The organism is Streptomyces sp. NPDC019531 (genome assembly GCF_044903305.1).
In the GTDB taxonomy this organism is placed as follows: domain Bacteria; phylum Actinomycetota; class Actinomycetes; order Streptomycetales; family Streptomycetaceae; genus Streptomyces.
Genome location: NZ_JBJDQL010000006.1, coordinates 58,701 through 76,439 on the forward strand (window position 1 = coordinate 58,701; position 17,739 = coordinate 76,439).

Genomic DNA, 17,739 nt, shown 5'->3' on the forward strand with positions numbered 1-17,739 from the left:
CCGGCAGGAGGAACCGACCCGGGGACCGGGCCACCGCTCCCGCCGGAGCACCCGTTCGCCCGGAGCGTGGGAGCACGGCCGACACCCCGACGACGCCATGTCCCGCTGAGTGGCCCGCAGTTGAGGCCGAAGAGAGGCTCGGGGCGAGAAATCCATTGGCCGGCCCGCGCCCGACGCGGCAGGATGATCGCGCGATGTGGACCCGGCGAGGGGAACGGTGGATGAGGCGGAACCGTCTCGGCAAGGCCGACGTGCACGTCACGGAGCTGGGCTTCGGTGGTGGTCCGCTCGGCGGGCTCTTCGCACCACTGGACGACGAGACCGCCGCGGGTGCCCTCAAGGCGGCCTGGGACGGCGGGATCCGCTACTTCGACACCTCTCCGCACTACGGCATCGGCCACTCGGAGCGCCGCACCGGCGCGCTGCTGCGGAGCAAGTCGCGCGACGGGTTCACCCTGTCCACGAAGGTCGGCCGGCTGCTGGTCCCGCAGGACCCGGCGGGCCGTACGGACGAGAGCTTCTCGGTGCCCGCCACCCACCGCAGGGTGTGGGACTTCACGCGGGACGGCGTCCTGCGCAGTGTGGCGGACTCGCTGGAGCGGATGGGCGTCGACCGCGTCGACGTGCTGTTCCTGCACGACGCGGAAAACCGTTTCGAGGACGCGCTGCGCGACGGTTACCCGGCCCTCGCCGAACTGCGCGCGCAGGGCGTGGTCGGCGCTATCGGTGCCGGGATGTACCACCCCGGCAAGCTGACCCGGCTGGTCGAGGAGACAGACGTCGACGTCGTCATGCTGTCCGGCCGCTACACGCTCCTGGACACCAGCGCACTCGACGAACTCCTCCCCGCGTGCGTGGAGCGGGGCGTCTCGGTGCTCGCGGCGTCCGTCTTCAACTCGGGCCTGCTCGCCTCGGCCCGCCCCACCGAGGGGGCCACCTTCGACTACGCCCCGGCCGCACCGCGGCTGCTGGAGCGCGCGCACCGCCTCGCGGATGTCTGCGAGGCCCACGGTGTGAGCCTCCCGGAGCTCGCGATGGCCTTCCCGCTGCGGCACCCGGCGGTCGCGGGCATCGTCGTCGGCATGCGCACGGCGGACGAAGTGCACAGCAGCCTGGCCGCGTTCGGCACGGAGATCCCGGCACGGCTGTGGGAAGACCTGCGCGGCGAGGGGCTTCTGGACGAGCGGGCGCCTGTGATGTGACCCTCACACCCACCGAGTTCATTTAATGCGCATCCAGTATGCGTATTTGATAGCCTCCCTTTCGTGAGGTTGACGAAGTTCACCGACCTGGCGCTGCGCGCCGTGATGCGCCTGGCGGTCTCCCCGCGGGACGAGTCGCCGACCACCCGGGAGGTGGCGGAGGCCATGGACGTGCCGACCGCGCACATGGCGAAGGCGATCAGCCGTCTGCAGCATCTCGGGGTCCTGGAGGCCCGCCGGGGCCGCGGCGGCGGACTGACCCTGACCGAACTGGGCCGACAGGCCTCGGTCGGCTGGCTGGTGCGCGAGCTGGAAGGCGAGGAGGAGGTCGTCGCCTGCGAGGGCGATCCCCCCTGCCCGCTGCGCGCGGCCTGCCGACTGCGCCGAGCGCTGCGCGACGCACAGGAGGCCTTCTACGCCGCGCTCGACCCCCTCACGGTGACCGATCTGGTGCGCTCCCCCACCGGACCCGTTCTCGTCGGACTGACCGGCCACCGCCCCGAGTGAGCGGCCCCCGCCACCCCCGGCATCCCGCACCATTAAATGCGAAGATCTTTTACCAATTAAGGAGACCTCGTGCTGTCCGAGCAGTCCGCCCCTGTCGTCCGCGCCACGCTGCCCGTCGTCGGTGCCGCCATCGGCGAGATCACCGCGAACTTCTACGCCAGGCTCTTCGACGACCGACCCGAGCTCCTGCGCGACCTGTTCAACCGCGGCAACCAGGCCAACGGGGAGCAGCAGAAGGCGCTGGCGGGCTCCATCGCCGCGTTCGCGACACTGCTCGTCGAACACCCCGGGTGCCGGCCGGACACGATGCTCGCGCGGATCGCCCACAAGCACGCCTCGCTCGGCATCACCTCGGAGCAGTACAAACTCGTCCACCAGCACCTCTTCGCCGCGATCGGCGAAGTCCTCGGTGACGCGGTGACCCCCGAGGTGGCCGCCGCGTGGGACGAGGTGTACTGGCTGATGGCCAACGCCCTCATCGCCCTGGAAACCCGTCTCTACCAGGACTCCGGCACCCCGGAGGGCGAGGTCTGGCGGCGGATGGACGTCGTCGAGCGGCACGAGGAGACCCCCGACACGGTCTCCTTCGTCCTGCGCCCCGCCGACGGCACCCCGGCGGCGGCCTTCCGCCCGGGCCAGTACGTCAGCGTCCGCACCGAACTCCCCGACGGCGCCCGCCAGATACGCCAGTACAGCCTCTCCGGGGCACCGAAGGACCCGACCTGGCGCATCACCGTGAAGCGCGTCCGTGCCGACGCCGGCCCCGCGGGCGAGGTGTCCTCCTGGCTGCACGAGCACGCCCGCCCCGATGACACGCTCACCGTCTCCGCGCCGTTCGGCGACCTCGTACTCCCCGACGACGACGGGCCGTTGCTCCTGGCGTCCGCCGGGATCGGCAGCACCCCGATGCTGTCCATGCTCCACCACCTGGCCGCCACGGGCTCGACCCGCCCGGTGATCGTCATGCACGCCGACCGCACCGTGGCCGACCACGCCCACCGCGCCGAACAGCGCCGACTCGTCAAAGCACTCCCGAACGCCGAACTGCACCTGTGGTACGAGGAGTTGGGCGAGAGCACCCCGGAGGCGTCCGCCGGTCTGGCCGACCCGGACTCTCTCGACCTGCCCGACGGCGTGACCGCGTACCTGTGCGGCCCGCTCCCCTTCATGCGCGCGGTCCGCGGCGATCTGCTCCACCGCGGCCTGCCTGCTCACGCCGTCCACTACGAGGTCTTCGGCCCCGACCTCTGGCTCGGCGCCGAATAGCCGACCGACGCCACGGACCGTCACCCCGGAGGACGTCACCTACTACGGCCGTACCACTCACCCCCACCGGGTTCCGCGCAGCGCGCCCATGGATTGGGGCCCGGGTCCCCCAAGACCCCACGGCCGGCGGGCGGGTCCCGCCGGGCTGCGGGCCGCCTATCCCTGGGGTGGCTGCGAGGGGATGCTGCCCGTCACCGCCAGGTCCCGGTACCACAGGGCGCTGTCCTTGAGCGTGCGGCGCTGGGTCTCGTAGTCGACGTGGACGATGCCGAAGCGCTTCGCGTAGCCGTAGCCCCATTCGAAGTTGTCGAGAAGTGACCACGCGAAGTATCCGCGCAGATCGACGCCGGCGAGGAGCGCACGGTGGGCCGCGGTGAGATGGCGACGGAGGTAGTCGACACGCTCGGGGTCGTGGACGGCGCGGCTGCCGTCGGGGCGGGTGGAGAGGTCGTCGTCGAAGGCCGCGCCGTTCTCGGTGATCACCAGGGGCTGCTCCGGGAACCGGGCGTGCAGGTCCAGGAGGAGCTCTTCGAGTCCGTCGGGGTCGATGTTCCAGCCCATGGCGGTGTGCGGACCGTCCTGTGCGACGAACTCGACGTCGGGTGAGCCGGGCCAGGGCGAGCCGCCCATGTCCTTGTGTCCGTCATTGTTCTGACGGGGTGTCACACCGTCCCAGAGTCGGACGGTGGTGGTGGCGTAGTAGTTGACGCCGAGCAGGTCCAGCGGCTGGTGGATCCGGGCGAGGTCGCCGTCCTGGACGAGCGCCCAGTCCGTGACGGCGGCGGTGTCCTCGACGAGGTCCCGCGGGTAGTGACCGCGCAGGAGGGGTTCGGTGAAGGCGCGGTTGGCCAGCGCGTCGATACGGCGTACGGCCTCGTCGGCACCCTCGCCCTCGCCCCTCAGGACGTGGAAGTTGAGGGTGACGGAGTACTGCGGATCGTTGGTGGTGACCGCCCTGAGCTGCTGAACGGCCAGGCCGTGGGCGAGGTTGAGATGGTGGACGGCGGTCAGTGCCGCGGCACCGTCGCTGCGGCCGGGGGCGTGGGCGCCGGATCCGTAGCCGAGGTAGGCGCTGCACCACGGTTCGTTCAGCGTCGTCCAGATCGCGACGCGGTCGCCGAGAGCCTCGCCGGCGACTCGTGCGTAGTCGGCGAAGGCGAAAGCGGTCTCGCGGTTCGTCCAGCCGCCCTCGTCCTCCAGGGCCTGGGGCAGGTCCCAGTGGTAGAGGGTCGCCACGGGGGTGATGCCACGGTCGAGCAGTCCGTCGACCATGCGGTTGTAGAAGTCCAGCCCCTTGGGGTTGGCGGGGCCCCGGCCGGTGGGCTGGATCCGCGGCCAGGCGAGGGAGAACCGGTAGGCCCGCAGGCCCAGGGACGCCATGAGGTCGAGGTCGTCATCGAGCCGGTGGTAGTGGTCGGCCGCGACGTCACCGGTGTCGCCGTTCCACGTTCTGCCCGGTGTGTGGGAGTAGGTGTCCCAGATCGAGGGACCGCGTCCGTCCTCGGTGGCGGCGCCTTCGATCTGGTAGGCGGCGGTAGCGGCCCCGAGGAGGAAGTGGGCGGGGAACGCGGGCTGCTGAGAGTCCGTGGTGGCCATGCGTATCTCTCCCATGCCTTGGGGGTTGTGGGTCGCATCAGAGATGTTAACGTTAACAAGCCGCCAGGCTCCCCGCCCCGACGAATCCCGCTACGGCCCCGCCCGCCCCGGAGATCGCCCCGTGCCGACCTTCTCCGACCCCGTTCTCGCCGGCAGCCATCCGGACCCCTCGATCTGCCGGGCCGGGGAGGACTACCACCTGGTCACGTCGTCGTTCGCGTTCCATCCCGGGATTCCGGTCCCTGGTGCGCCGGTTCGAGTACACGGCTGTCCAGCAATGACCCTGGTTTCAGGAACCCGGACGCGGCGGGGCGGTGCTGTGTCGTACGACGAGCTCCGGTGTGAGCTTCTGCCGTTCCGGCTGCTCTCCGCCGAGCATCCGCACCAGGAGTTCGATGGCGCTGCCGCCGAGGTGGGCGAAGTCCTGTCGGACCGTGGTCAGGGCGGGCACCAGGTAGCCGGCGCCCTTCATGTCGTCGAAACCGACGAGTGACACGTCCCGCGGTACCTTCACGCCGCGTTCCGCGAAGGCCGCCAGCGCACCCATGGCCATCTGGTCGTTTCCGGCGAACACCGCGGTCGGCAGGCCCGCGCCGTCCGCGCAGAGCCGGTGCGCGAGCCGGAATCCGCTCTCGGCGCTGAAGTCGCCTTCCAGCAGGGCGCCTTCCGCTCCGGCGGCGGTGAGTTCGGCCTGCCAGCCGTCGACGCGGGCCCGGGCGTCGAACGTGCGCAGTGCGCCGGTGAGATGGGCGATATGCCGGTGTCCGAGGCCGAGGAGGTGGCGAACCGCCAGCCGGGCGCCGAGTTCCTGGTCGACCTCGACGAAGCCCAGAACGGGGTTGGGCCCGCTGCCGGACATCACCACCGCCACCGGCACCCCGAGGGAGAGCCCGGCCAGTGCCTCCACCACGACCGGCCGGTCGGCGACCACCGCGATCGCCTCCACCGACTGGTCGGTGAGCCGTCGCAGCGTCTCCATGAGGTCGGCGGTGGTGCTCTCGCCCTGCCGGCTGGCCAGGCTCACCCAGTAACCGGCCTGTTTGGCGGCCGTCTCCACGCCCAGGAGAATGCGCGGCAGCTCGAACAGCTCCGAGCCGACGATCACCACACCGATCGTCGAGGAACGCCGGCTCTTGAGGGCCCTGGCGACACTGTTGCGGCGGTAGCCCAGCTTCTGGATCGCCGCCTCGACCCGGGTCCGGGTCTCCGGCCGGACCGACGGATGGCCGTTGACGACGCGGGAGACGGTGATGTGCGAGACGCCCGCCTCCCGGGCCACGTCCATCATGCCTGGCGGCCGGTCCATGAACCTCGTTCCTCCGCCCTCGACTCCCCGGGCGGCCTCTCGCCCACCGCCGATACTGTCACAGGCGTTCACACCACCGCCGAAGTCCACGACCGGTGGGCTCAGGCGTCCCGCGCCGTGTGCACGCGCTGTCCCTCGACGAAGGTCTGGAGGACCCGCGTGCCGGCGATCTCCTCGGGCGGACCCGCGAACGGATCCCGGTCGAGTACGACGAGATCGGCGGACTTGCCGACGGTGATGCTGCCGCTGATGTCGTCGAGGCGGTTCACCTGGGCGCTGCCCGCCGTGTACGCAGCGATGGCGGTGCCCAGGTCGAGTCGCTGGTCCGGTAGGAACTCCGGGGTGTTGCCGGGGGCGTCGGGTGCGATGCGGTTGACGGCGACATGGGTCGCCTGGAGCGGGTCGGGGCTGCCGACCGGCCAGTCGCTGCCGGCGGCCGGGGCGGCACCCGCGCGCGGCCGATCACCGGGCGTGGCGGGACGTCCACCAGGACCTGGACCCGCAGACGTACCCGGCGCTCACGGCCGAACCCCAGGGGCTGCCCGGCATGGCGGACAGCTCATTCGAGGAGACGGTGGATTTCCTGCTGGAGGCGCTGCCAGCGAGGGCGCCGGGGCGCTGAGCCTGCACAGGGCTCGGACGCCCTCCTCGGACTCGGCCCGGGGCTCCGCGTTCACCCAGGCCCCGGAGCCACCGTCTCGACGGCAGTGCACCACCGTCGACCTGGGCGCCCTCGACGGCACCTGAGGCTCGGGGTTCGCTCTCGACCGTGACACGGTGGCCGGCGGCTGCGCGATCGCCGGAGAGTTCGCATGGCACGCCTCCGCGCACAACCGGCCCACGCGCGTCATGACTGGCCCGGGATGGTCGGGAGAACGTGGAGCGCGGGCTCACGCTCACGCCCGCCACGGCCAACTCGTCGCGACGGGGCCCACGTTGGACGGCACCCGGCCGACGGAAGCACCGGCCGGGTGCCGTACGGCGGACAAGGGGCGCGAATGCGACGTAGGGCCTTGACTCCCACCTCGCCCCTCGGACATCTGCGCAGGAGCATCACACAGGCTGCACACGGACTTTCGAAAGCCTCGCTACTTTTGCCTCCGGCTCGATCCTCCGTGCGAACGAGACCGGCCACGGCCATAGGGCCGATGGTGCAGTCGACTCAGGAAGACCAGATGGACTACTGCTCCTCGTGCCGTCGGCATCTCAACGGCGCCCTGGCGTGTGCCGGATGCGGCGCCTACGCCCCCGACATCGCTCCTCCCGTCCAGATCCACACGACGGGTGTGTCGGCGGCCGCGGCATGGGACGAAGCGCCCATCCGGCACGACGCGGGGCACTACGAGGACCCGGCGGCCGTGGCCGACTCGCCCGAGCTCCCGTCCGACGACGTGGCGGACGCGCCGGTCGCGCCGGAGGGCCGGGCGGCGCGGCGACGCCAGCGCGCCCGCTGGAAGAAGAACCAGCGCAAGGCCGTGGTCGCGACCGCCGTCGCCCTCGTGGGCGGTGGCCTGACCGTCTCGGCGATGAGCCAGCAGTCCGGTGCGCGACCCCAGGCGGCCACCTCGCCGGACAACCGGTCCATGGGCATGGCGGAGTTGCCGACCTCGGACGACACCCCCACGGTGTCGACTCCGGCCGAGGCGCACCAGGCCGCCACGACCACGCCCGCCACCAAGGCCGGCTCGCACCGGCGGACGGCCGACTCGGCGTCCACCACGACCCGGTCGTCGGTCCACACGGACTCCGCCGCCTCCCCGGCGCCCACCGCGACGGCCGCCCCACGGTCGCGGTCCCAGTCGCAGGCCACGCTCTCGACGTCGGTATCGACCGATGTCGGCACCACCGACACGACGACGAAGCAGACTCCTTCGTCCACGGCCACGGACACCACGACGACCACGACAACGACGACGGCCACCGACAGCTCCTCCGCTTCACAGACGACCCCCTCGTCGTCGGCGACCGAGCCCACCGGCCTGTGTGTGCTCAACCTGCTCTGCATCAGCTGATCACGGCGGAAGCGCGGCGAGACCCGGAAGAACGGGTCTCGCCGCGCTCTCTTGCGTCCGGGGGCATGACACCGTGAAGGTAGGCATGTAGATTGCGGCCGTCCATAACGTGCGCAACATCACGTTCGCCGCGAGGCCGCTGAGGCCTGCTTTCGCTCAACACAGCGCAAGGTCAACCAAACTGACTCGCCCTCATTCACCCTTCTGTCAGGAGGAGCCCTATGCGACGGCGCATTCCCGGGCTTGCGATAGCGGTGGTCACGATCGTCGGTGCGGCCGGATGTGGATCCTCGTCCGACTCGACGAGCGGTGCGTCCGCCTCGGGCAGCGGCAAGACCACCGAGGTCAAGGTGGGTATCGTCCCGATCGTCGATGTGGCACCGCTGTACCTGGGGAAGCAGAAGGGCTTCTTCAGCAGCCGCGGCATCGATCTGGCGATGGTGAGCGCCCAGGGTGGCGCCGCGATCGTTCCCGGCGTGGTGAGCGGCCAGTTCCAGTTCGGGTTCAGCAACCCCACCTCGCTGATGCTCGCCCAGACCAAGGGGATCGCGGTCAAGTCGGTCATCAACGCGTGCACCACGACGGGAAACACCACGACCGACGTCACGGGCGTGATGGTCAAGAAGGACAGCCCCATCAAGTCCGCGAAGGAACTCGCGGGACACACCGTGGCGGTCAACACCCTGAAGAACATCGGGGACACCGTGGTGCGTGAGGCGGTCCGCAAGGACGGCGGCGACCCGTCGAAGGTCAAGTTCGTGGAGATGGCTTTCGACCAGATGCCGGCCGCTCTCGCCGGTGGCCAGGTGGACGCGGCCTGGATGGGCGAGCCCGCGCAGACGATCGCGAGGTCCCAGGGCGCCCGTTCCGTGACGGCACCGTTCGCCGAGACCGACCCCGAGCTCACCCTGGCGACGTACTTCACCTCGACCAAGCTGACGCAGGAGAACCCCGACCTGGTCAAGCGGTTCAAGGAAGCGGTCGCCGAGTCGCTCACCTACGCCTCCGCGCACCAGGACGAGGCGCGCCAGGCCGCCACCACCTACACCAAGATCGACGCGACGGTGCTGAAGAACCTCACGCTCCCCCTGTGGCCGACCGAGACCAACCTGGCCTCCGTGGAGAAGCTGGCCTCGCTCGGTGAACAGGACGGCCTCTTCGGCGACGCCAAGCCCGACCCGAAGGCGCTGTTCCAGTGACTCCCTCGACCGTCGCGCCTGTCAGCCCGCCCGGCACGCACCGGGGCGGTGACGGCCTGCCGAGGTGACGCGGTCTCAGAGCGGTGGCGCCGCCTGCGTCGAGGTGGCCTCGGGAGACAGATGGACCGCCTGCGCTTCCGCCGCGTTCCTACGGCGCCCGCGCAGGCGGCGGATCCACCCGGCGACCGCCACACAGGCGGCGGTTGTCGCGATCAGCACGAGCCGCCCCTCTCCTCCGCGACCGGGGCGTGCGGGTGCGGACGTCCCCTCGCCCAGTCCTCGGCAGCCGCCACCCCGTCGAACGCGGCGGCGGGGCAACCGAGGATCAGTGGCGCCGCCTTGACCAGCTTCCCGGCCCGGCGCACACCCAGGGGCGTACAGCGCCGTTTCAACTCGGAGACGCTGGCGAGCCGTTCGCATGCGAGCAAATGCACGAGACGTGGACGCCGTTCGCAAGTTGCACCTTGAAACATTTCCCCGACCGGGGTTCCGGCGCGCACCGGCCCCCGCATGCCCCGAGGCCACCCCGGGCGGGCAGGTCCGGTACGTTCCCGTTCATGGACCGGCAGGAACGTTCACCATCCCGATCCCCGCTGCCCTGGGGCACGCTGAAGCGCGATCAGATCGTGGTGGCCGCGCTCACCATCGCCCGTGACGAGGGCTTGGAGGCTCTCAGCATCCGCCGGCTGGCGGACCGGCTCGGCGTGTCCCGCATGGCGCTGTACCGCCACATCTCCGACAAGGACGATCTGCTCGACATGGTGGCCGACGCCATCGCCGACCGCGATCTGGCGGTGCCGGAGGCCCATGACGGCACCTGGGAGGAGCGGCTGCGTGCGCTCGCCCGGGCGATGCGCACCCAGTTGCTGGCCTACAAGGGTCTGACCGACCTGATCGTCACCCGCGGCAATCGCGGCTCCAGTGTCCTGAAGCTGACCGAGGCGATTCTGGCCATCCTCGACGACGCGGGATTCGACGCCCACTGGGCGGCCCGCTACTACCAGTCCGTCATCGACGTCCTGGTCGGCCGCGTCCACCGCGAGCTGAACTCCACGCTCACCAGCCCCGAGCGGGCCGAGCGGATGACCGCCGCCGCGATGGCACACCCTCCGCAGGCCTGGCCTCGGCTGCGGGAGGTCGGTCCACATCTGCAGACCGTCACCGCCGAGGAGATCTACGAGACGGAGGTCGAGCTCCTCATCGGCGGCCTGCGCTCCGCCCCGCAACGCCGTGAGCGCTCCCACGGCTCCACACCCGCCGTGACCGGCCAGGAGGACGACCATCCTCTCGGCTGCCCGTTGTGCGAGCCGCCGAGCCCGCCTGCGACTGCCTGATCAGGACCGCGCCGGCTCGGCTTCCGATGCCGGCGCGGCACCCCGGCGCGGCATGGCGAGCGTGGCGACGAGCGCGGCCACGGCGACGAGCGCGAACAGGATGAATCCGTGGGTGTAACCGGCGACGTCAGGCAGGGCGGGGATCCTGGGCGACGGCGAGGCCGCGAGCAGCGCTGACGCGATCTGAGCGCCGAGGGCGCCGCCGACCGTACGGACGATGGTGTTCACACCGACCGCCACGCCCGTGTGACGGGGCTCGACCGAGGCGACCACCAGATTGCCCAGGGCCGCGAACGCCAGACCGTAGCCCGTCCCGACGAGCACACCGGTCAGGCAGAAGTCCCACACACTGCCGTGGGCGACGGCGAGCCAGGCGAAGGCCACCGCGGCACAGCCGGCGCCGGCGCACATCGGCACCCGGGGCCCGAACCGCTCGGTCAGACGGCCGGACAGCGGGCTCGCGATCAGGGTGAAGACGCCCACGGGGAGCATGACGAGGCCCGCGCCTGCGGCGGACAGAGTGAAGCCGTACCCTCCGGCCTCGGGCGTCTCGACGAAGCGCGGGATCAGTGTGATCGAGCCGAACATCGCGGCACCGATGATGAAGGCGATCAGGTTGGCCGCGGCGAACGCACGCACCTTCAGCAGCCGCAGGTCGATGAGCGGGTCCGCGGACCGCAGTTCGACGACCGCGAACGCCGCGAGCAGGACGGCGGCGCCGACGAACAGGGAGAGGATTCCGGCCGACTCCCAGCCCCAGGTGTTGCCCTCGCTGATCGCCAGCAGCAGGCAGACCAGAGCACCCGAGAGAATCACGGCACCGACGAGGTCGATCCGGCCGCCCGATGCCCCCTTGCCGGCCGGCAGGAACCGGATTCCGGCGAGCGCGACGATCGCGAGGGCCAGGGTCAGCCAGGACAGCGACTCCGTGCCGAAGGCCTCCACGAGCGGCCCGGCGATCACCATGCCGGCCGCACCGCCGACGCCGAACATCGCGCTGAGCACGGCCACCACCCTCGGGATCCGGGCGGGTGGGACGGACGTCCGCACGATGCCCATCGCCAGCGGGAAGACACCGCCCGCCACGCCCTGGAGCACCCGCCCGGTGACGAGCACTCCGAGGGAGCCGAGATGAGTGCCGAGTGCCGCGACCAGCGCGCCGACCGCGAACGAGCTCAGGCAGCCCACCAGCACCCGACGGTAGCCGCGGGCGTCCCCGAGGCGGCCGGCGATCGGCACGGAGATGGCACTGGCCAGCATGAACGACGTGAGCACCCACGCCACGCCGGTCGATGACGTGCCCAGGTCGCTCTGGAGGCTGGGCAGGGCCGCGACCACGACCGTCTGCGCCAGGCTGGCGCCGCAGGCCGCGACCAGCAGCGCGGCCACCACGGCCCGTCCCTCCGATCCGGCTCCGCTCGGGCTGTCCACGTGCGTCTGCTGGGCGGTCACGTCACGTCCTCGGGGTCTGGTGCGACTGTCCGTTCTCCGGCAGGCTACGAGCTTGCGGACACTGTCCACAAGATAATGTTCAAGCCAGGACGATCACTCACTCCCGTTGCCGGCCCACCTCGGGACCGTCAAGGTGCGCCTGGGACGAGGCGGCCCACGTGGTCGATCCGCTCTCCTGAGGCGCGGACGCCTACCTGCTCTCTCGCGTACCGACACGACTGGAGCGCAGGGCGGCGGAGATCCGGGAACGCTGCACCCAGGCCCTGGGGCGACGAAGCATGCTGGTCACGCTCGGGGGACGGGAGCGTTCGCTCGCCGACTTCACCGGGCTGGCGGCTGCGGCCGGGCTGTGCGCACGACGGTGGGCCATCCCCTCCTGCCGTCAACTCATCGAATGCACAGCCGAGTTGGCGGAACCTTCTCCACCGCACCGACCAGTCCCGGTCCGCCTCTCGCCGAACCCACCGGGAACCGGTCCCGGGCGTAAGCGGGCCCGAAGCCGCGGCTCAGGCCCAGGCAGTCACCGGCACGAACGAGCTGTCCTGCCGGAACAGATCCGTCCCGTCCGTCCGCTCGACCCGGAGTTGGTAGTTGTAGTGGCGCAGGTAGTACCCGGGATAGTTGTACGACTCCCAGCGGATCGAGCCCGACGACGAGCCCGTGCGGGCGATGAAGGTGGCGTCCTTGGCGAAGGTCGATGTGCCGTCGTTGGCGTCGAAGCGGGCGCGGAAGTCCCAGTGGCGCAGGTAGTTGCCGGAGGAGTCGCGGAAGGAGTAGCCACCCGAGTCGGCGAGGCCCGCGACGACCGTGAAGGTGGACGCCGTCTTCTCGGCCGACGTGCTGGAGCCGGTCACCACCGGGAGGTTGAGCAGCGAGGACTGCGTCTGCCAGTAGCGCGTGGAGTAGTTGGCCGACTGGAAGGAACGCGTGACGTTCTTGGCGAGCGAAGGTCCGCCGGACACCGTCTCCTTGATGACCGTGAAGTGCCGGGCCGTGCCTGAGACGACCGGCAGCGCGGTCGGGGCCGACCAGGTCGCGAAGGTGTCGTAGCTGTCGCTGTAGTAGTAGTTCCCGTCGCCGTAACCGTCGAAGAAGATCCGCCAGCCGCCGTTGTCGAGCTGGATCACGGACGGGCCCTCGCGGTAACTGCCCCAGCCCGCCCAGTCACCCGTCCTGGAGATCGTGTAGGGCCCCGTCAGGGACGACGCCGTCGCGTACTCGATGTACTTCGCCGTCTCGTTCTTGGTGAAGGCGTGGTACGTCGAGCCGACCTTCACGATGTACGTGTCGATGTGGTTCGAGCCGATGCCGGAAAGCGCCACCGGTGAACTCCACGCCGTGAGCGCCGAGTTCCTCGCCTTCAGCAGATACGGCGTGAAGATCCATTCGTCGCTGGTGACCGAGCAGGACACGATGACGTTCACGCTGCCGTCGCTGTCGACGAACCACTCCGGTGCCCACGCGCGGGACAGGTTGGCGATCGGGACCGTGTAGTCGTACAGGAAGGTCCAGTTGGTCCGGTCGGAGCTGCGGGCGAAGCCGATGGTGGTGCTGACGTCCTGCCAGGTGTGGGTGGTGTAGGTGACGTAGTAGTAGCCGTCCGTGTGCTTGAAGACGCTCGCGTCGCGGATTCTGTTGCTGGGCGGCGTGTAGGCGGAGGACTTGAGCAGCCGGAAGTCCGTGGCGTCGTCGGACTGGTAGACGTTCACGGTGCCGTCGTTGCTGTTGAGGAAGGGCACGACGGTGTACCGCGTCGCGTAACCGCTCGGCGGGGCGGCGGCGAAGGCCGAGCCGGGCAGTTCACCCAGCAGGACGGCCGAGGCGGGCAGGGCCGCCATCGCGCGCAGCAGGGTACGCCGGGAGGGTGTGGGGGGTCGTGAGGTCACGGGCGGCTCTCCCTCGAAAAAGAAGTCGGCTCTAATGTCCGACATACCGAACAGAGTTCGGAAAGTCGGTCAGACGGTAAGGCGGTGACCGGAACACGTCAATCCCCTTGCGCACCATCATGTTTCGTCGAAGCGCTTTCCGACGTTACCGTTCGGTAGATTGCTCGGTCCGTAGCCGGAGGTGTCCCCGTATGACGTACGAGCGTTCCGCAGGGTTGGTGGCGACCGCCCGAGCGCTGGCCGACGGCGAGGTCACCGCCCTGGCCCTCGTCGAGCAGACCCTGGCGCGGATCGAGGCCTCCCAGGGCTCCCTCAACGCCTTCCGGATCGTACGGACGCAAGCCGCCCTCACCGAGGCCGAGGCCGCGGACGCCGAACTTGCGGCCGGGGTGCGGAAACCGTTGCTCGGAGTGCCCGTCGCCGTCAAGGACGACATGGACGTGGCCGGCGAGCCCACCGCGTTCGGCTGTCAGGGGGAGTTCCCGGCGGTCGCCAGGGACGGCGAGGCGGTACGGCGGCTGCGGGCGGCCGGCGCCGTGATCGTCGGCAAGACCAACACCTGCGAGCTCGGGCAGTGGCCCTTCACCGAGGGGCCCGCGTTCGGGGCGACCCGCAACCCGTGGAGCCTCGGGCATACGCCGGGCGGCTCGTCCGGCGGGTCCGCCGCGGCCGTCGCCGCCGGTCTCGTGCCCGCCGCGCTCGGCTCGGACGGGGCGGGTTCGGTACGGATTCCCGCGTCCTGGACCCATCTCGTCGGCATCAAGCCGCAGCGCGGCCGTATCTCCACCTGGCCGCGCGGCGAGTCCTTCCAGGGCATCACCGTCAACGGCACACTGGCCCGCACGGTCGCCGACGCGGCCCTGCTCCTCGACGCGGCGAGCGGCAACCACGACCTGGACCCGCATCGCCCGCCCGCCGTCGACGCCTCCGCGGCGGTCGGCCGCGACCCGGGCCGACTCCGTATCGCGCTCGCCCTGAAGCCGCCGTTCACCGCGCTGCCCGCCCGGCTCCAGCCGGAAGTGCGTGCACGGGTCGTCGAACTCGCCGAGAAACTCGCCGACTTGGGGCACACGGTCGAGGAGGCCGATCCGCCGTACGGCCAGATCGGGCTCACCTTCATCCCACGTGCCACCGTCGGCCTCGCCGAGCGGGTCCGTGAAGCGCCCTTCCCCGCGCTCCTCGACCGCCGCACCCGCGAGTCGGCCCGGCTCGGCGGACTGCTCGGCGGGGTCCCGCTGCGGGCGGCCCGGCGCGCGGAGGCGGTCCTGCACCGCCGTATCGGCGGGTTCTTCACGTCGTACGACGTCGTCCTCGCCCCGACCACGGCCGCTCCCCCGCCGCGCATCGGGGCGATGCTGCAGCTGGGCGGGCTCGCCACCGACCGGGCGATGATCGCGGCCTGTCCGTACGCCTGGCCGTGGAACGTGCTGGGGTGGCCCGGCGTCAACGTCCCCGCGGGATTCGTCGGCGGTGGTCTGCCCGTCGGGGCCCAGTTGCTCGGACCCGCGCACAGCGAACCGCTCCTCCTGTCGCTTGCGGCGCAGTTGGAGACGGAGCTGCGCTGGCACGAGTCGTGGCCGCCCCGGCAGGCGGCCGTGGATTCCCCCGCCGCCTGACGGCGTTCCGCCCGTACCCTGTGACCATGGACGATGCGTCGATGGTCGGGCTCATGGGGCGGGTCACGGGGACGGTCGGGCCGGGCCTCGTCGGCGAGGTGATCGTCCGGGTGCGGGGCGGTGCCGAGCACTTCCTCGCCTACCCCGCCTCCGGCACGGACCGGATCGAGCGGGGGACCGTGGTGATGGTGGTGGAGTACCTGCCGCCGAGAACGGTCTACGTGCAGGCGGCATACGACAGTTGAGCCTGTTGACGCGCAGGTGAGAGTCGTGTGTATCAAGGTTTCGACAAGGATTCGTCAACGTCTTCACCCGGGTCTCGAACAGGCGCACACTCCCTTCGTTCGGTGCCGAAAGGGCACCATGCAAAGGGGGCGTATGCCGATGATCGTCGGCGTCGTTGCGGGGGTGGCAGTCGCTGCCATCGCCGTTGTGATCGGTCTGTTCAAACTGATGTGGCGTGTCGCGGAGCCCAACGAGGCACTGATCATCTCGGGCTCCAACCACAAGACGGAGGGGCTCGAAGCGGGGATGGGATTCCGCATCGTCACCGGGCGCGGCACGCTGGTGCTGCCCGGTGTGCAGGCGGTGCGCAAGCTCTCGCTCGACCTGAACGAGACCGAACTGCATGTGGACTGCGTGACCCACCAGGGCATTCCGCTCAAGGTGCGGGGCGTGGTCATCTTCAAGGTGGGCGACGACTTCGTGTCGATCGCCAACGCGGGGCGTCGCTTCCTCGACCAGCAGAAGCTGATGTCGGAGCGGGTGCACAACGTGTTCGCCGGTCATCTGCGGTCCATCGTCGGCGGGCTGACCGTCGAGGACATGATCCGCGACCGGGAGAAGCTCACCGGTCAGACCCGGGCCGCCTGCGGCACGGAGATGGAGAAGCTGGGGCTCATCGTCGACTCCCTGCAGATCCATGAGATCGAGGACCCGACCGGGTACATCCAGAACCTGGCGATGCCGCACGCGGCCGCCGTCCAGCGGGACGCGCGGATCGCCCAGGCGGAGGCGAACCGGCTGGCCACCGAGGCCGAGCAGCAGTCGTTCGCGCGGATGGCGGAGGCCACCCGGGACAGCGAGATCCTCCAGGCCGGGTACCAGGCCGAGCGGGACAAGGCGGCCGCCAAGGCGCGGCAGGCCGGTCCGCTCGCGGACGCCGGAGCCCGGCAGGAGGTCGTCGTCCAGGAGACCCGGGTCGCGGAGCTGGAGGCGCACCGCAGGGAGCAGCAGCTCCAGGCGGACGTCCGCAAGCCGGCGGACGCCCAGGCCTATGAGAAGCGCACGCTCGCCGAGGCCGAGCGCGACGCGCGGATCTCCGGGGCCGAGGCCAAGGCGAAGGAGACGGAACTGGCCGCGGTGGCCGAGGCCACCCGGGTCAAGGCGGCCGCGAGTGCCGAGGCCGAGGCGACCAAGGCCCGCGGTACGGCCATGGCGGCGTCGACCCGGGCCACCGGTGAGGCCGAGGCAGCGGCGGCTCAGGCCAGGGGTCTCGCGGAGGCCGAGGCGGCGAAGGCGAAGGGGCTCGCGGAGGCGGAGGCCATCAAGGCCCGCGCCGCCGCGCTCGCCGAGAACCAGGAGGCGGTCGTCGCCCAGCAACTCGCCGAGAACTGGCCGGAGATCGTCAAGGCGGGCGCGTCCGCGTTCGGCAACGTCGACAACATGGTGGTGCTCAACGGTGCCGACGGCATGGCGGACATGTTCGCCAAGGCGCTCACCATGGGCGGCACCGGACTGGGTCTGGCGCGTCAGCTCCTTGCGTCGATGAACCAGAACGGGCAGACCGCGAACGGGACTTCGCTCAACGGGGTCGCGTCGCCGCCCGTCCAGAAGGTTCCGGTCCAGGAGTAAAGGTCCAGGAGTAGAGGGGAGTCCGTCCGGGGCCCTTGGAGAAGGGGGCCCCGGACGGCCCGCGTTCACCGCGCGAGCAGCGTGACACCCAGACCGAGCAGCGCGACGACCTTCGCGGCCTCGAAGGCGACGTAGAAGAGGTGCCCGCGTGAGCGGGGCAGGTCCTCGCCGGCCAGGACGCGATCGGAGCGCCGGTTCAGGCGGGGGCGGATCACGGCCAGTTGACCGACCAGCAGCACCACCGCGGCCACGGTCCACGCGACGGCCCGGCCCGGTGCGTCACCGGCGGCGACCGCCACGACCACCACGGTGGCCAGCACACACTCCACGACGTTCAGCGCCCGGAAGACCAGCCGCCCGATCCCCAGGCCGATCCGGACACTCACGCCAGGGGCGCGGAACTTCAGCGGTGCCTCCAGGAAGGAGATCGCCAGCACCATCCCGAGCCACACGAAGGTGGCCGCGGTCGCCGTCGCACTCGCCGTCGCGTTCATCCAACCGACCGTACC

15 protein-coding genes and 1 pseudogene are annotated in these 17,739 nt (G+C 70.8%); 9 read left to right on the plus strand and 7 right to left on the minus strand.

The annotated features are described in order from the left end of the window. The first annotated feature begins 221 nt into the window (after positions 1 to 221). From ACI2L1_RS09725 to ACI2L1_RS09735, 3 genes are all read left to right on the plus strand, one after another. Complete coding sequence (locus ACI2L1_RS09725; protein WP_404738777.1) at positions 222 to 1,202, plus strand: aldo/keto reductase; 981 nt, start codon at positions 222 to 224, stop codon at positions 1,200 to 1,202. A 63-nt stretch (positions 1,203 to 1,265) separates the two neighbouring features. After that, a complete protein-coding gene (gene nsrR, locus ACI2L1_RS09730) occupies positions 1,266 to 1,709 on the plus strand; it encodes a nitric oxide-sensing transcriptional repressor NsrR (protein WP_404738778.1) in 444 nt (147 codons plus the stop codon). Between the two features lie 69 nt (positions 1,710 to 1,778). Next, positions 1,779 to 2,975: a globin domain-containing protein gene (locus ACI2L1_RS09735; RefSeq protein ID WP_404738779.1), complete on the plus strand. Its 1,197-nt coding sequence runs from the start codon at positions 1,779 to 1,781 to the stop codon at positions 2,973 to 2,975. A gap of 156 nt (positions 2,976 to 3,131) precedes the next feature. On the opposite strand, the gene ACI2L1_RS09740 is transcribed toward ACI2L1_RS09735, so the two are convergent. The 3 genes and pseudogenes from ACI2L1_RS09740 to ACI2L1_RS09750 all read right to left on the minus strand — a co-directional run. Beyond that, positions 3,132 to 4,571, minus strand: a complete 1,440-nt coding sequence (locus tag ACI2L1_RS09740) for a GH1 family beta-glucosidase (RefSeq protein ID WP_404738780.1) — start codon at positions 4,569 to 4,571, stop codon at positions 3,132 to 3,134. A 289-nt stretch (positions 4,572 to 4,860) separates the two neighbouring features. Continuing rightward, positions 4,861 to 5,877 (minus strand): LacI family DNA-binding transcriptional regulator, encoded by a 1,017-nt coding sequence (locus tag ACI2L1_RS09745; protein ID WP_404738781.1) that lies wholly within the window; start codon positions 5,875 to 5,877, stop codon positions 4,861 to 4,863. Between the two features lie 101 nt (positions 5,878 to 5,978). Continuing rightward, a pseudogene (locus ACI2L1_RS09750) lies at positions 5,979 to 6,344 on the minus strand (amidohydrolase family protein); the annotation flags it as partial. A 681-nt stretch (positions 6,345 to 7,025) separates the two neighbouring features. Between ACI2L1_RS09750 and ACI2L1_RS09755 the strand changes: the two are divergent. Together ACI2L1_RS09755 and ACI2L1_RS09760 are read left to right on the plus strand one after the other, a co-directional pair. Next, the gene (locus ACI2L1_RS09755; RefSeq protein ID WP_404738782.1) at positions 7,026 to 7,889 is read left to right on the plus strand and encodes a hypothetical protein; all 864 of its coding nucleotides are present in this window, start codon (positions 7,026 to 7,028) and stop codon (positions 7,887 to 7,889) included. Positions 7,890 to 8,110: 221 nt separating this feature from the next. Then, positions 8,111 to 9,088 (plus strand): ABC transporter substrate-binding protein, encoded by a 978-nt coding sequence (locus tag ACI2L1_RS09760; protein ID WP_404738783.1) that lies wholly within the window; start codon positions 8,111 to 8,113, stop codon positions 9,086 to 9,088. Positions 9,089 to 9,163: 75 nt separating this feature from the next. Here ACI2L1_RS09760 and ACI2L1_RS09765 read toward each other — a convergent pair whose 3' ends face one another. Beyond that, positions 9,164 to 9,307, minus strand: coding sequence for a hypothetical protein (locus ACI2L1_RS09765; protein WP_404738784.1), 144 nt, complete (start codon positions 9,305 to 9,307; stop codon positions 9,164 to 9,166). Positions 9,308 to 9,645: 338 nt separating this feature from the next. Between ACI2L1_RS09765 and ACI2L1_RS09770 the strand changes: the two genes are divergently transcribed. Then, positions 9,646 to 10,422: a TetR/AcrR family transcriptional regulator gene (locus tag ACI2L1_RS09770; protein ID WP_404738785.1), complete on the plus strand. Its 777-nt coding sequence runs from the start codon at positions 9,646 to 9,648 to the stop codon at positions 10,420 to 10,422. Here ACI2L1_RS09770 and ACI2L1_RS09775 read toward each other — a convergent pair whose 3' ends face one another. Then, complete coding sequence (locus ACI2L1_RS09775; RefSeq protein ID WP_404738786.1) at positions 10,423 to 11,874, minus strand: MFS transporter; 1,452 nt, start codon at positions 11,872 to 11,874, stop codon at positions 10,423 to 10,425. 506 nt (positions 11,875 to 12,380) lie between these two features. Then, entirely contained in the window at positions 12,381 to 13,760 is a 1,380-nt protein-coding gene (locus tag ACI2L1_RS09780) for a glycoside hydrolase family 43 protein (protein WP_404738787.1), read from the minus strand. A gap of 191 nt (positions 13,761 to 13,951) precedes the next feature. Here ACI2L1_RS09780 and ACI2L1_RS09785 point away from each other — a divergent pair, with 191 nt between their 5' ends. The 3 genes from ACI2L1_RS09785 to ACI2L1_RS09795 all read left to right on the plus strand — a co-directional run bounded on the left by ACI2L1_RS09785 (position 13,952) and on the right by ACI2L1_RS09795 (position 17,230). Beyond that, positions 13,952 to 15,376: an amidase gene (locus ACI2L1_RS09785; RefSeq protein WP_404738788.1), complete on the plus strand. Its 1,425-nt coding sequence runs from the start codon at positions 13,952 to 13,954 to the stop codon at positions 15,374 to 15,376. A 26-nt stretch (positions 15,377 to 15,402) separates the two neighbouring features. After that, on the plus strand, positions 15,403 to 15,621 hold the full coding sequence (locus ACI2L1_RS09790) for a hypothetical protein (protein ID WP_253266726.1): 219 nt from the start codon (positions 15,403 to 15,405) through the stop codon (positions 15,619 to 15,621). A gap of 133 nt (positions 15,622 to 15,754) precedes the next feature. Further along, the gene (locus tag ACI2L1_RS09795; protein ID WP_404738789.1) at positions 15,755 to 17,230 is read left to right on the plus strand and encodes an SPFH domain-containing protein; all 1,476 of its coding nucleotides are present in this window, start codon (positions 15,755 to 15,757) and stop codon (positions 17,228 to 17,230) included. Positions 17,231 to 17,295: 65 nt separating this feature from the next. Here the strand turns inward: ACI2L1_RS09795 and ACI2L1_RS09800 are convergent, their stop codons facing one another. After that, positions 17,296 to 17,724 (minus strand): hypothetical protein, encoded by a 429-nt coding sequence (locus ACI2L1_RS09800; RefSeq protein WP_404738790.1) that lies wholly within the window; start codon positions 17,722 to 17,724, stop codon positions 17,296 to 17,298. Positions 17,725 to 17,739 lie beyond the last annotated feature (15 nt).